Here is a 13,329-nt window from a genome sequence, read left to right as displayed (position 1 = left end):
AAACTTCGTAAGCGGTGCGGTGCTATTTTGTTTTAAGGAGACTAGCATCCCGAACAGTGGTTTTATCAAAACCGTGAAGACACCAAATTGCGTCATTAAGTATGCCGAAGTCTGTGGGTGCTCGGTTGTGAGGTGTCCGACCGAATTCAAGTGCATAGCAGTCTAAGCAATGTAGCGATGCCTCAGCCTCCTAGGTGGGAGCGTCACTGAAGTAGAACCTATTACCGTGAAGTCTAGCAATCGCAATGCTTCGTTTTTTAAAATGTCAATTCCAAGGTGGTATGCCAGTTTGAATATTGGCTCTGGCTGTCCTGTCGATTAACCTCTGAGCTAATGCGCCTTCGCTGCGGGGGAAGGTTTTGCATCTCGGCTTTTCATTAATTTCATCAACCACCGCCTGCATGGTTTTTCTACCGATAAATGGAGTCCGATTGACATTGTGATAATCAATCCCAAAAACAGAAGTTCAAATGCTACGCCAGTGACAAAAGATCTGTCGACATTCGGTGCGAATAAGGGGAGCGCAATGATATGTATTAAGTAGAACGCGAACGATGCCTCACCTAATAAAACAGCAGTGTTGGTTGATAACAGCCTGCTCAGAGAGCTTTTTCTAGTTTTGGCAGTTGCAAGTATAAGTAGAGTGAATAAGCCGGCGTACGATGCATCCCAGCTGAATGAAGATAGATAATTTGCTTTCGATGCCATTAGAGTGATGATAGCAAATATCGATCCATAGCAAACGTAACTCCAATGTTTTTCATTGGTTTTGTTTTGTTTGCTTCTGCAGTAATAGGTGGCAGCAAAAATTCCTAAGATGAAATCTAACGCCCTTGTAAGCGGAAAGTTATATAGCCATCGATGTGCGGAGTCGGGATCTGTGAAAGGTAAATCATGCCTTGGAGGTAGCGCTAAGTATCCCGCCAACGATAGCTGAATGGTAACGACTAGAAGTGCTGCTGCTAGCATTTTAATGCCAGGCCGTAGAACACCAATCCGCATGAATACGGGGATTAGGATTGGGAAGCATATATATAAAAACGCCTCAACGCTGATACTCCAAGCAGGACTGTTAAGACCTCCTATTACACTAGCGTCTGGGTGCCAGGCTTGTGCTGCAAACAGATAAATTGTAATCGGAGTTGCTGTATCTTTTTGCAGCCAAACAAAGAGCATAGTCAATATGTACAGCGGGTAAACCCTGCTGAACCTAGCCCAAAGATACATAGGAGTATTATGTAATGGCTTTGATTCGAATTTGTCCAGGTAATTATAGGTGATAATAAATCCAGATAGTACGAAGAAAAACGTAACTCCCGCGTAACCAGAGGCCATAATTGTCTCTGGCAAGTTACCAAGACCTGTTAATGGGTAGTGAGAAAAAAATACCATTAACGCCGCAATAAACCGCATTCCAGTAAGGGCTGGGATCGTCTCTAATCTCTCGTGTGGTGTCGACATTACGGCCCCCCTAAATTTCGCGGCATTCTACAGCAATTTTTTGAGATGTGATCTGATTCGATATCCTCAGCACATTCATTATTGAGTTTTTTGCCTGAAAAAATGACCGGACGCTCTAAAGGTCAGGAGGCAAGCTGCAATGTGCTTGCATTTAGCACCATGTGTCCGATGCAGCATATCTTGACACCAGTGAAGGAGAGTTTCGTAGTAGGCATGAATATGGTCATGGGTACAACGCTAGAGGTGTTGATAACCTACGCTAAAATCAATCAGTACTGGCAGGCGGACAAAAGAGCTGAACCTAAAATGTTTCAAAAAAAAGCCGTACCGTGAAAGATATTTCTCACAGTACGGCTAATACCATAAAAGATTAGGGCAGACTATACGATACGCAGGCCATGGCGGCTGTTGTTATAGCCAGAAACGCGGCGGCGAGCAAAGTATAAGCAGCGATGATCGGCAGCCAATGCTTCTTTAGAAGCATGGAAAAATTTGACCATTCGAATTGCGTTGCGATGGCGCCGAACAACACTAGATACAGAGGCATGAAGAATCGGGTTTCGACTGCTCCTGGAAGAATCGCGAGCACCGGAATGAGCAGGGGGGCGAGGTAAGCAACCTCAATCCATCGAGGTTTTTGTCTTGTGCAATAAATAAGAGCGCCAAAAAAGAACAGGCTATAGCAGAGAAAAGCTACGACACTTTTGTTGATAGAAGACTTGGTGACGTAAACAAGCCCATCGCGAACATCAATGCCATTAATGAAGTGTCTTCCGTAGATGCCAAGAAACTGAACTGGGTGTTTTGCAACCAGTGCGATGTACCCACCGATAGTTGGATCGTCGGTGAATAGCGATTCATCAAGTGAGCGCAAGGCAATTCCAGCGGGATCCCTATAGTAGAGGCTTGGTGCGGGAGTGTCTCCACCGTTATAGGTTTCGTAGCGCTGTATCGTTATACCCCAATATAACTGTGTGGCCATCAAGGATTTGCCTTTGACGGTGGCGAACACCAACGGAGTGGCAACGTCATGAATACGTTTATTGATGGCCATTTGCGGCAGTGCAACAACAAAAGCCCCTAAAATAAACGCAACCATCCCAAGTGCCCGAGCGTTCCAGGATTTGCTGCGCAGAAAGACAAACGGAATAATAAATAGCAACGCTATGAACGCGAACAGATAGATAGTTCGAATGTTGTAAGCTGCGCTAGCTGCCGCGCCAGAAAAAAACAGAAATGCTAACCAGTACTTTCGTTTTGCACTGTTTGCGAATGCAATAGCAATTATCAGAGCTAGTGCAGCTGGCATATCAGACAGCGGATAAAGGAATAATCCGGGGAAAACGGCAATCGCAAGCAATGCAAATACGATGCGGCGTGTTACGGTAAGGCGACCACCGAAGCACTGCAGAAAAAAGTTTGCTACCGGGCCTGTCAAAAGATAGGCATAGATAGCGGAAGTGCTGATCCTGAAAATAACACGGCCTGTGTCATTTATAGCATCGGTTAAAGCATGGATTGGAAAAAGCAGGTAGGCGTAGACGTAGCCTCTCACAATGTCGGGAAAATTTGCAATGAAGGCTGGGGTGCTTAGATTCCAATAAGTTGTCGAGTCATAAGGATAGTCGACAATATCAAAAAACTGGTGCGTTACAAACAGTACCAAAAATACTGCGAAGAAAGAGTAGAGTTGGGGTTTGCTCTGTAATAACGAATAGAGAGTGGGTTTGCTCTCTAAGTTTGACAATAATTCCATTGCTGATCCTTTTTTGATTTTAGGCTCGAGTCTCGCTCGGAGTCATTATCAATAATGTAGTAATTAATTATTCGTTTGCAGGTGTTATTTTTTTATTTCAATCCAATCTAATCTTCCGGCGAAGCCGTAGTAATTTTCATCGACGTCACTCATGAAAGCTATGGTGTTCACTCCGTTCCGGAATTGATCTTTCACAAGTTTCGCTTCAAACTTATTGGCGTCATTCCATTGAAATGGAACATCGATTCCGTTTATTAAGATTTTCATACTGGTTTTTATTGACGGGTTGACGATTATGTCGAACTGACCTTTTAATCGATAATGCGCTGATGCCGGTATAAACTTAAAGTCGAGGAATGCCTGCTTACTGGTTTTCCAGGCTGAGGCGTTATGCTGAAACTTGTTAACAGTCCATTCAGCTTCGCGCCAGCCAGAGCCTGCTATTGGCAACTCCATACTCCACCAGTCACCAAACCCCCAGAAGTAGTGCTCGGTGGATTCTTGGTCAGCGAAACCTATCCAGTGATTTTGATAGTCTGGCTTATCGATAAAACCACGGTAGATCGCGCCAGTACGACCTTGGTCACTGCGTAGCATTTCCGTACGGCCTGGATTGATCTCGGAAGCCCCATCTGGATCTACAATGATCGCGACGGTTTCGGATTTGCCCAGCTTTTTGTCTTCCAGGCTTGGGGTGGGTTCAAACCCGGGGCCACTTATAGAAGTCGGGTAGTGAAAGATCCATTCATTGGTGGTCTCCTCGCAGGTCCCCTTTCGGCCAACGCTGTCAGTATGCTGCCACTCACTGCCATCTTCGCGGCAGACCTCCAGCGAGTTAAAAGGATGCCCATAGATGTAGTTGAGCGTGGCCTGCAGGTTCTCGTTTATAAACATCCAGGTGTTATTGAGTTGATTTGTCTTGTCGACGATCACCAGCGTTTTGTTATCGGTCTTACCGTCAAAGTGATCGACGATATTCTTTAGAATATTACGCTGCCTGTCCGATATTTTAACGTAATGGTGAAATTGATAGAGTTGGCTTGACAGTCCAATAAAAACAAATAGGGCCACGCAAAGTGCTGCCAGATTTTTACTTGCTTTGCTGACGCCAATCAGTATGGCGAGTGTCACGAACACACCGCCGGGAGTTGCGAACAAGAAGGTGCGTTGGCTGATTGCTTGATGTGATGTCGACAGTAGAAACGGTGCGTACCCTAATAGTATTAAAATGATGCCAGCGATCAACAGTCGGAGGGAAACTATCGCCGAAATATTGAGCTCGATGGTTTTGGTTTTTTTGTGGTGAGACAGTAGAAGAAGAAGCGCGGCAAATATAATAAGCGTCACGCTAATAGCATACCAATAAGAGCTGAACTCCACTGCTGTTATACGGGTTGCATCATACCAGCCCCCCAAGGTCGTTCTGAGCAAGCCAATCGAAAACAAATTCGGAAGAGAATGTAGGAGCGTGGTGATAACACTGGTACTGCCAGCGATACCCCCTTGATAACTGTTAACGAGCGGTGCGGTGTGAATGACATAGGCGATATAGGTGAAGGCACCCATAACCCAGATCAGGTGTTTCCATAGGTGCTGACGCAGCTGGGAAGCAGATGACTTTAAATTCGACTTAGCGAGTATCGCTAAAAACGGCAGTACCGTCAGTAATAATGAAGCCTCATACATTGCACATGCGGCGAATAATAATACGGCTGCCAGGATGCTCAGGAAGTAGGACAGGGGCCTCGATTTTGCTTGCAGTGCAGCGATAAATATCGCGGTGCCAAGCAACAAGAAGCTAAGCGCCCAGTTGATGTGAAGCGCTCTAAACGACAACTGCATTGTATCAGCCGGATATACAACGATCAGCAGGCCAGCGATAACGCCCCATTTTGCTGAACCGGTAATGTAGCTGGTTATGTAACTCAGGCTCGACCCTTTCACGCACAATGAGAGCGCAAGGAGCACGTTCCAGTATTTAAAGGAGTAGGGGTCCAGATAATAAGCAATGGCTTGAGGAAGGATAGTCAGTGGCCGTAACGCATGGGCGGCTAAAGGGCTGGAGGTGTCAGCTACGAAGAACAGTCCGTGAGTTGTAAACGATCCTAACAAACCCCATTCTTCAATCAAACCGATTAGCGAGAATCCGTAAGGTAACCACAATGCCAAGACCAAAATAGCAACGGGTAAGATGTGCGCCATCCAGAACTTTACCCCGTCACAAGAATGAGATGGAGAAAGTTTTCGAGGTGTTAGTTGCTCTGTCAGGTTTGTCATTTGGCTCTACTGGTCCATTCCTGTCTTTGGCTGATTTGTAGCTTTAAGTATTGTTTTGCTCAGCAAGTAGGTTACAGGCAGAAGCAGGACAATGATCAAAAGCGGCGCTATTTCTTTGGGTATCCCTAATCTCTCCACCATAAGGCTAAGCATTAAGGCGGCTAATATATACTGAAGCAGATACACTAAAGGGTAGGCCATCAACCCTTTCCATGATTTTTTCACATTGAAAACAATTTGGGCGTTGAATAAATACGAGAAAACGATCCCGCTTATGTAGGCGATGACATAAGATTTTTGATAGCTTATATACATGTTCAACAGTAAATAGATTCCATAGGTTAGAAGGGTGTTTAAACACCCTCCAACCAGGAACGAAACCCATCGACGTATGTTTTCTTTTGAGACGGTAATGCCCACTAGTTTTTCGAGCCTGTGATTTTCACGAAGTCGGAGTAGTCCCGAATATAATCAGCAGCGTCATAGTAGTCAGAAGTGAATACCAGCAGGACCGCGTCTTCAGAGTATTTATACTGAATGCCCCAGATCAAGGGCGGCAAATAAATACCTTTGTTAGGAGCATCGAGTAATACTTCGGCACGATTGTGGCCGTCATCTACTACAACAGCGCAACTACCCTTAACACAAATAAGGAACTGATGGCATTTGTGATGAGCATGTTCGCCGCGGGTTTTTTGGCTGGGTACGTTAAACACCAGAAAATAGCGCTTCGGAACAAATGGTATTTCTTTTTCAAATTCCCCGACTGACAAATCGCCCCGCATGTCCGCAACGAATTTGAAGTTGTGTGAGGTGACGTCGCCCACTCCAACCCTTGTAATCCCTTCTTGTGACTCTGCATTTCCAACGAGCTTCGGTTTTTCGCTGTTGTCGCTTGCAGCTGAATTCTCTACGTATCCGGTAATCCGCGCCGGCGACCCGGTCACGATCGCATACGGTGGTACGGATTTGGTGACCACCGCACCGGCTCCAACCATCGCCCCCATACCGATGGTAACGCCAGGGAGGATGACGGCACCGCCGCCAATCGAAGCTTTGTCGTGAATCACGGTCGGCAGGAAGGTTTCCGGGTAAACCTTCGAGCGAGGAAACTTGTCATTGGTAAAAGTGACGTTTGGACCAATGAACACATCATTGCCAACTCTCAGGCCATCCCAAACATATACACCCGACTTGATCGTCGTTCGGTCGCCGATCACGACATCATTTTCAATCAGGCAGTGAGAGCAGATGTTGACATCCGAACCGATCACCGCTTCAGGGAAAATGACAACGTACTGCCAAACACGGGTGTTTTGGCCAATGTTGGTACTTTTGACATCTGCGCTAGGGTGGATTGTCGGATTAGACATGGCTGATTTGCTCTCGGTTGTTCAACTGTATGCTTACGACTGCCAACGGTCGCTGTTTGGTATTCTCATAGGCGCGCCAGGCATAAGTGCCTACAAGTCCAAGGCCCAGTAGATTCAAGGTGCCTAGCAGTAGGACCACGACCATGGTGGCGGCATACCCTGGTACTGCGATGGTGCCATGAATTCTTGCAATGATGACAAGCAGGCCTATTGCTGCAGATATCAATGAGCCTATCGCGCCCATTTTTATCAATAGACGTATAGGGTAGTCGGTGAAAGCGAAGACGCTGTCCATCATGTATTCCAGCTTCTTCTTGAACGTCCAGGCTGATTTACCCTCCTGGCGAGTCTGGCGATCGTAATCGACGAATTTCCTTCGGAAGCCGAGCCAGAAGATTAACGCGATCAGTGACGAACGAGATTCTTCTAGCTTCAGTAGCTGTTCTTTGAATGTGTTATTGCAGCCAAAAATGTCGACGCCACCTTTAGGCATGTCATGGACGACCAGCTTTCTGTAAAGCCCCCAGAACATTGACGAGGCCACTCGGCTAAAAAAAGGATCCTTACGGGCGTTGCGCGTACCAATGGCAACATCACACTCATCGTTTGAAAGTGATTGAAAGAAGCTTATCAACAGTTCCGGCGGCTCCTGCAGGTCGGCCGCCATGACGCCGAAGTATTCTCCGGTTGCTGCCATCAGGCCCGTTCGAATCGCCGGGAATGAACCGAAGTTCCTTGAATGGGCAAGTAGTTGCGCTGCAAAAGGCAGGTTTGGCAGCTCTTTTTGAATCAACTCAAACGATGCATCCGGGCTGCCGTCGACGACAAAAACCGCTTCTACCTCGTTGTTCAAACTCTTGTTGATTTCGTCGATGGCCTGGATCAAACGCGGAATGGATTCCGCGTTTTTATACACAGGAATGATGATCGAGTACGTCATGCAATCCATCCATTGACTGCTTTGATCACTGCGCTGACTTCATGCTCTTCCATTTCTGGATAGCATGGCAGTGTCAGAATCTCTTTTGCCAATCGCTCGGTGTTGGCCAAGTGGCACTCAACGTTGACGTTCTTGAATACGGGTTGTTTGTAGTCAGGAATCGGATAGTGAACCTCGGAAGCGATTTGCAGACTACGTAGATGTTGCTGCAATGCGTCACGTTTCTGGCTCTTGATGACATAGAGGTGAGCGACCCACGCACCGCTATTCCCCTGCGGATGAACGATATCGGGTTGATTGATTTCGTTGCGATAACGTTCGGCAATCTCGTTGCGTCGCGCGTTGCCCTGATCAAGGTGGGGCAGGAACTCGGAGAGAATGGCGGCTTGCATTTCGTCCAGACGGCTGTTTCTGGCACCGTCCAGCTCCACGCAATATTTGGAGGACCAGCCGTATTGACGCAATTGTGAGACTCGCTGCGCAATTTCAGCAGAGTTGGTGACTACTGCACCGCCGTCGCCAAGCGCACCGAGGTTTTTTGTTGGGTAGAAACTGAAGCTCGAGGCGTCGCCGAATGTTCCTACACGCTTGCCTTGCACGCTGGCTCCGTGAGCTTGTGCGCAATCTTCCAGGAGCGGAATACCTTTGTCCGCACAGAAAACAGCGATCTCCTGGATTTCCGGGATGGCCAAGCCGTAAAGGTGCGTTACGACGACAGCTTTGGCTCCGGCTTCAACGGCGCGCTTTACTTCCGCGAGCGTTACGACCTGAGTATCGAGGTCGACATCCATGAAGGCCGGTACGGCGCCGATGGACAGAACAGAAGTGGTCGTATACATGCCGGCATTAGCAACCGTGGCAACAACGTCACCTTTTTCAACACCCAGGGCCTTGAGGGCCAATTCGATTGCATCGGTACCATTGGCAACGGTTATGCAGTGGCTGGCGCCCAGATACTCGGCAAACGATGCTTCAAAACGTTTGACCTCTGGCCCCAGGACTACCCACCCGCTGGAAACCACGCGCTGAATGGATGCATCGATCTGATCCCGGTATTTCGCAATTTTTGCGCTGAGATTATTGATTTGCTGCATCGATATGCTCCCTTCGAGTCGTAGCCTGCTAAATTTAGTGTGTATTTTGAACGACTTACTGACAACACGCACGCTGCGAGGCGTCTCAGGCTCTATTTGGAGAGCGATCAGTCAAAATTGGGGGGGATTCTATCTCTCCCGGGTGTTTGCTCCAACCTGTGTGATGGAAAATCGCGTTGAGACCAGGGCTTCGAGTTTCTCATCAGCCGGCTAACCAGTGCTGTGTAAGGGGCAGGGCAGGGCGCTCCGCATAAATTCAGCGCTCAAAATGACGCCTGTACGTGATAGATTGTTCCATTGCTATCTATTTTTTGAATCGGTTTGAAATGTCCAAAAAAATACTTGTGACCGGTGCGACGGGGTTTCTGGGAGGCGCTCTGGTAAAGCGTTTCTGTACTTTACCGGAAACAACGGTCGTCGCCCCCCTCAGAAATCCGAATAGTAAGTTACCCGATTTAGTAGAAAAGACTTATATATCAAACATTGATGAAACCACCGACTGGACTCAGTCCCTCAGTGGTGTGCACGTGGTTGTGCATTCGGCTGCCCGAGTGCACGTCATGCACGAAGATCCGACGCAATCGCTGGCAAAGTTTCGTGTGATTAATGTCGAGGGCACACTTAATCTTGCGCGCCAGGCCATACAAGCTGGTGTTAAAAGATTTATCTTTGTTAGCTCGATTAAGGTCAATGGGGAAAGTACTGCGCTGGGACATGCGTTCTCGGCAGATGATATCCCGCAGCCTTCGGACTCGTACGGCATTTCCAAGTACGAAGCGGAACAACAACTCATGCAACTCGCCGATACGGGAGCAATTGACGTTGTCATCATCCGCCCGGTCCTTATATACGGTGCTGGTGTAGGTGCGAATTTTCAGCAAATGATGCGTTGGCTGGTGAAGGGCATTCCGCTACCGTTCGGCGCGGTGACTAATCATCGAAGCCTTGTCTCACTGGAAAATGTCGTTGATTTGGTCAATACGTGTGTCGATCATCCCCGGGCTGTGAATCAGGTCTTTCTGGTCAGCGATAATGAGGATGTTTCAACGACCCAGCTTATGCGGCGCCTTGTCACCTATTTAGGTGTGAAGACCTGGCTCGTACCCATCCCTGCCGGGATGCTGGTGTTTCTGGCCGGCTTGTTGGGACGACGCGCGACAGCGCAACGGCTTTTCGGCTCATTGCAGGTCGATATCAAGAAAAATCAAGCGCTACTGGGCTGGCGTCCACCTGCAAGTCTGGATGATGGATTGAAATCGACGGCGCAGTATTTTCTGGAGTCTCGCAAGTGATTGGTAATGCGTGGTTTATTCCAGTGGCTGTCGGTATTTCCTTTCTGCTGACGGCAGCGTTACGTCAGTACGCAATTTCTCGAAGTTTGATGGACGTTCCGAATGCACGCAGTTCCCATGTGGTCGCGACACCACGAGGCGGCGGCGTAGCCATTGTCGTGGCTTTTATCGTTTCGTTGGGTTTTCTGTACGCCGCGGGACTGATTTCTCCATCGGCGTTTTACGCGATTGCAGGGGCAGGGGTTTCGATAGCATTGATTGGCTTTATGGACGACCACGGACATATCGCCGCACGCTGGCGTTTGCTGGGCCATTTTGCGGCGGCGGCCTGGCTTCTGGGCTGGATAGGTGGTTTACCTCCCATTGAGCTATTCGGCACCGATGTCAATTTGGGTTGGGCCGGTCATGTGCTGGCCGCTGTTTATCTGGTGTGGTTGCTCAATCTCTACAACTTCATGGACGGAATCGATGGCATTGCCAGCGTAGAAGCCATTTGTGCTTGCTTGGGCGCCTGTCTGCTTTATTGGTTGGCAGGTCTCGACACGCTGATTTGGGGACCGTTGTTGCTCGCTGTTTCCGTTTCAGGTTTTCTTTACTGGAATTTCCCACCCGCGAAGATTTTCATGGGCGACGCCGGCAGCGGGTTCCTCGGCATTGCCCTGGGCGGGCTTTCTCTCCAGGCGGCGTGGGTGAGTGCACCGATGCTATGGGCCTGGCTGATTTTGCTGGGGGTGTTCATCGTTGATGCAACATTCACGCTGTTTCGCCGTTTGTTTAGAGGGGACAAAGTCTATGAAGCGCATCGCAGCCATGCCTACCAATTCGCCTCGCGTCGTTTCGGCAAGCATTTACCGGTAACTATCGCTGTTGGCGTGATCAATCTGTTCTGGCTGTTGCCGGTAGCCGTGTGCGTGACACGTTTTGGTCTAGACGGGGCCTTGGGAGTCATTTTGGCTTATGCGCCACTGATCGCACTGGCAATAAAGTTTCGCGCCGGAGAGCTGGAAGATCCGCCGCTAAAGAACTAAGCAGCAACTACTCTGTCATTTAGGTTTAAAGTGATCGCGGCGCGACTTTGAGGTTTCACCACGGTGAAGGGTCTGCTGAGAGGAGGCGACTGAGGTGTTTGAAGGGTTTATGGATAAAATCAGAGCATATTTGGTGGGGCTCCCTCGGCGTCGGAAAAGGTTGATACAGGTCGCCACTGACATCCTGCTGGTCTGGATGGCCCTGTGGTTGGCGTTCATTGTGCGCCTGGGCCTGGACGATATGTACAACCCCTTGAAGGTCCATTTTTGGCTCTTCGTTTGTGCCCCGGTTATCGCTATTCCCTTGTTTGTGCGTTTTGGCATGTACCGTGCCGTCATGCGCTATTTCGGCAATGATGCCCTTATCGCGATTATCAAAGCCGTTAGCCTTTCGTCGCTTATTTTGGCTGTCGCTGTCTATTGGTACAGTAATCACGAAGCGGTAGTGCCACGCTCCATTGTTTTCAACTATTGGTGGCTCAGCCTCGTCATTATTGGCGGGCTGCGACTATGCATGCGTCAATATTTCATGGGCGACTGGTTCAACACCGCCCAGCATGTACCATTTACCAATCGTGAGGACGGCCTTATCAAGGTTGCTGTGTATGGTGCCGGTGTGGCGGGAAATCAGCTTGTCGCGGCACTTCGCATGGGCCGAGCCATGCGTCCCGTGGCATTTATTGATGATGATCCAAGCATCGCGGATCGTTCGATCGCAGGCCTCCAAGTCTACAAACCCAAACACATCCAACAGATGATCGACGAAACCGGCGCCCAGGAAATCCTTCTCGCTCTGCCGTCATCGACCCGCGCACGTCGTAGGGAAATTCTCACTATTCTGGAACGTTTCCCCCTTCACATCCGAAGCGTACCCAACTTCACCGATCTGGCCAGCGGCCGGGTAAAGGTCGAAGACATCCAGGAAGTGGATATCGCCGACCTCCTGGGACGCGACTCGGTGCCCGCGCAGCCGGACTTGCTCGAACGCTGTATCAAAGGCAAGACAGTCATGGTCACGGGTGCAGGCGGATCGATCGGCGCGGAGCTGTGCCGGCAGATTTTCTCGCTTGGCCCGACGACGCTGTTGCTGTTTGAACACAGCGAATTCAATCTATACAGCATTCTCTCGGAACTGGAGCAGCGCGCTTATCGCGGGTCTATACAGGTCAGATTGTTGCCAATTCTCGGTTCCATTCGCCACCAGGACAAACTTCTGGATGTGATGAAAACCTGGGGCGTCGACACCGTCTACCACGCTGCCGCGTATAAACACGTCCCAATGGTCGAGCACAACATTGCCGAAGGCGTGCTTAACAACGTCATTGGCACGCTCAATACCGCTCAGGCTGCGTTGCAATCCGGCGTGTCCAACTTTGTGTTGATCTCCACCGACAAGGCTGTTCGCCCCACGAATGTCATGGGCAGCACCAAGCGGTTGGCCGAGTTGACCCTACAAGCCCTCAGTCGAGAAATCGCCCCAGTGCTGTTCGGCGACAAGGCCAATGTATCCCGGGTCAACAAGACCCGGTTCACCATGGTGCGCTTTGGCAATGTGCTGGGGTCTTCCGGTTCAGTGATCCCGCTGTTTCACCGCCAGATCAAATCCGGTGGCCCGTTGACGGTCACCCACCCGAAAATCACTCGTTATTTCATGACCATCCCCGAAGCCGCGCAACTGGTGATCCAGGCGGGTTCCATGGGGCAGGGCGGTGATGTGTTCGTTCTGGACATGGGCGAACCGGTGAAGATTGTCGAGCTGGCAGAGAAGATGATTCACCTGTCGGGTTTGAGCGTTCGTTCGGATAAGAATTTGCAAGGCGACATCTCCATCGAATTCACCGGTCTGCGTCCCGGCGAGAAGCTTTACGAGGAGTTGCTGATTGGCGACAACGTGGGCGCGACGCAACATCCAATGATCATGAGCGCCAACGAAGATCATTTGCCCTGGGATGTACTCAAGGGCCGTTTGACGGAGTTGCTGATTGCTGTCGATCATGACGATTACAGTCGGGTCCGTCAGCTCTTGCGCGAAACCGTCAGCGGTTACAGCCCCGATGGCGAGATCGTCGACTGGATCTACCAACAACGACGCCTCGACCCCTGATTGT

The 13,329-nt window shown here is 49.5% G+C and carries 11 protein-coding genes; 4 read left to right on the top strand and 7 right to left on the bottom strand.

The features are described 5' to 3' along the window. Nucleotides 1-330 precede the first annotated feature (330 nt). A complete protein-coding gene (locus ACA070_RS21960; protein ID WP_497448322.1) occupies nucleotides 331-1,461 on the bottom strand; it encodes an acyltransferase family protein in 1,131 nt (376 codons plus the stop codon). A 90-nt stretch (nucleotides 1,462-1,551) separates the two neighbouring features. On the opposite strand from ACA070_RS21960, the gene ACA070_RS21955 reads away from it, so the two are divergent. Then, the gene (locus tag ACA070_RS21955) at nucleotides 1,552-1,794 is read left to right on the top strand and encodes a hypothetical protein (RefSeq protein ID WP_497448321.1); all 243 of its coding nucleotides are present in this window, start codon (nucleotides 1,552-1,554) and stop codon (nucleotides 1,792-1,794) included. A 37-nt stretch (nucleotides 1,795-1,831) separates the two neighbouring features. Here ACA070_RS21955 and ACA070_RS21950 read toward each other — a convergent pair whose 3' ends face one another. From ACA070_RS21950 to ACA070_RS21925, 6 genes are all read right to left on the bottom strand, one after another. Next, on the bottom strand, nucleotides 1,832-3,217 hold the full coding sequence (locus ACA070_RS21950; RefSeq protein ID WP_497448320.1) for a hypothetical protein: 1,386 nt from the start codon (nucleotides 3,215-3,217) through the stop codon (nucleotides 1,832-1,834). Between the two features lie 84 nt (nucleotides 3,218-3,301). Beyond that, a complete protein-coding gene (locus tag ACA070_RS21945; RefSeq protein ID WP_497448319.1) occupies nucleotides 3,302-5,494 on the bottom strand; it encodes a glucosyltransferase domain-containing protein in 2,193 nt (730 codons plus the stop codon). A gap of 6 nt (nucleotides 5,495-5,500) precedes the next feature. After that, on the bottom strand, nucleotides 5,501-5,809 hold the full coding sequence (locus ACA070_RS21940) for a GtrA family protein (protein WP_497452005.1): 309 nt from the start codon (nucleotides 5,807-5,809) through the stop codon (nucleotides 5,501-5,503). A 104-nt stretch (nucleotides 5,810-5,913) separates the two neighbouring features. Then, entirely contained in the window at nucleotides 5,914-6,867 is a 954-nt protein-coding gene (locus ACA070_RS21935; RefSeq protein ID WP_497448318.1) for a WxcM-like domain-containing protein, read from the bottom strand. Further along, complete coding sequence (locus ACA070_RS21930) at nucleotides 6,860-7,807, bottom strand: glycosyltransferase family 2 protein (protein WP_461955092.1); 948 nt, start codon at nucleotides 7,805-7,807, stop codon at nucleotides 6,860-6,862. Before ACA070_RS21930 ends, ACA070_RS21935 begins: the two co-directional genes overlap by 8 nt. Beyond that, nucleotides 7,804-8,901 (bottom strand): DegT/DnrJ/EryC1/StrS family aminotransferase, encoded by a 1,098-nt coding sequence (locus tag ACA070_RS21925; RefSeq protein WP_497448317.1) that lies wholly within the window; start codon nucleotides 8,899-8,901, stop codon nucleotides 7,804-7,806. The genes ACA070_RS21930 and ACA070_RS21925 overlap by 4 nt, the downstream gene beginning before the upstream one ends. Nucleotides 8,902-9,227: 326 nt before the next feature. On the opposite strand from ACA070_RS21925, the gene ACA070_RS21920 reads away from it, so the two are divergent. The 3 genes from ACA070_RS21920 to ACA070_RS21910 all read left to right on the top strand — a co-directional run bounded on the left by ACA070_RS21920 (nucleotide 9,228) and on the right by ACA070_RS21910 (nucleotide 13,325). After that, nucleotides 9,228-10,193, top strand: a complete 966-nt coding sequence (locus tag ACA070_RS21920) for a UDP-glucose 4-epimerase family protein (RefSeq protein WP_497448316.1) — start codon at nucleotides 9,228-9,230, stop codon at nucleotides 10,191-10,193. Further along, nucleotides 10,193-11,221, top strand: coding sequence for an MraY family glycosyltransferase (locus ACA070_RS21915; protein WP_497452004.1), 1,029 nt, complete (start codon nucleotides 10,193-10,195; stop codon nucleotides 11,219-11,221). Before ACA070_RS21920 ends, ACA070_RS21915 begins: the two co-directional genes overlap by 1 nt. Before the next feature lie 109 nt (nucleotides 11,222-11,330). Next, nucleotides 11,331-13,325: a polysaccharide biosynthesis protein gene (locus ACA070_RS21910; RefSeq protein ID WP_497452003.1), complete on the top strand. Its 1,995-nt coding sequence runs from the start codon at nucleotides 11,331-11,333 to the stop codon at nucleotides 13,323-13,325. Nucleotides 13,326-13,329: the final 4 nt, after the last annotated feature.

The organism is Pseudomonas sp. LBUM1678 (assembly GCF_059695575.1).
Note: the sequence above shows the minus strand (reverse complement) of the source record. Positions and strands in the feature narration are given on the sequence as shown.

Excerpts from the sequence above, each read along its gene's own strand:
- ACA070_RS21935 (WP_497448318.1), bottom strand. The coding sequence starts at position 6,867 with ATGTCTAATCCGACAATCCACCCTAGCGCAGATGTCAAAAGTACCAAC.
- ACA070_RS21945 (WP_497448319.1), bottom strand. The coding sequence starts at position 5,494 with ATGACAAACCTGACAGAGCAACTAACACCTCGAAAACTTTCTCCATCT.
- ACA070_RS21910 (WP_497452003.1), top strand. The coding sequence starts at position 11,331 with ATGGATAAAATCAGAGCATATTTGGTGGGGCTCCCTCGGCGTCGGAAA.
- ACA070_RS21930 (WP_461955092.1), bottom strand. The coding sequence starts at position 7,807 with ATGACGTACTCGATCATCATTCCTGTGTATAAAAACGCGGAATCCATT.
- ACA070_RS21960 (WP_497448322.1), bottom strand. The coding sequence starts at position 1,461 with ATGTCGACACCACACGAGAGATTAGAGACGATCCCAGCCCTTACTGGA.
- ACA070_RS21950 (WP_497448320.1), bottom strand. The coding sequence starts at position 3,217 with ATGGAATTATTGTCAAACTTAGAGAGCAAACCCACTCTCTATTCGTTA.
- ACA070_RS21920 (WP_497448316.1), top strand. The coding sequence starts at position 9,228 with ATGTCCAAAAAAATACTTGTGACCGGTGCGACGGGGTTTCTGGGAGGC.
- ACA070_RS21940 (WP_497452005.1), bottom strand. The coding sequence starts at position 5,809 with ATGTATATAAGCTATCAAAAATCTTATGTCATCGCCTACATAAGCGGG.
- ACA070_RS21925 (WP_497448317.1), bottom strand. The coding sequence starts at position 8,901 with ATGCAGCAAATCAATAATCTCAGCGCAAAAATTGCGAAATACCGGGAT.